The organism is Pseudoduganella guangdongensis (assembly GCF_009857475.1).
Classification (GTDB): Bacteria; Pseudomonadota; Gammaproteobacteria; order Burkholderiales; family Burkholderiaceae_D; genus Rugamonas; species Rugamonas guangdongensis.
Window position 1 is genome coordinate 1 of record NZ_WWCJ01000080.1, and the last position, 255, is coordinate 255.

At 50.6% G+C, this 255-nt stretch carries 1 rRNA gene; it reads left to right on the forward strand.

The features are described 5' to 3' along the window. A 23S ribosomal RNA gene (locus GTP41_RS28200) occupies positions 1-255 on the forward strand; the annotation flags it as partial.

Here is a 255-nt window from a genome sequence, read left to right on the forward strand (position 1 = left end):
TAAAACAGTCAGGATGTTGGCTTAGAAGCAGCCATCATTTAAAGAAAGCGTAATAGCTCACTGATCGAGTCGTCCTGCGCGGAAGATGTAACGGGGCTAAGCCAGTCACCGAAGCTGCGGATATCCGCAAGGATATGGTAGGAGAGCGTTCTGTAAGCCTGCGAAGGTGTCTTGTAAAGGATGCTGGAGGTATCAGAAGTGCGAATGCTGACATGAGTAGCGATAATGCGGGTGAAAAGCCCGCACGCCGTAAGC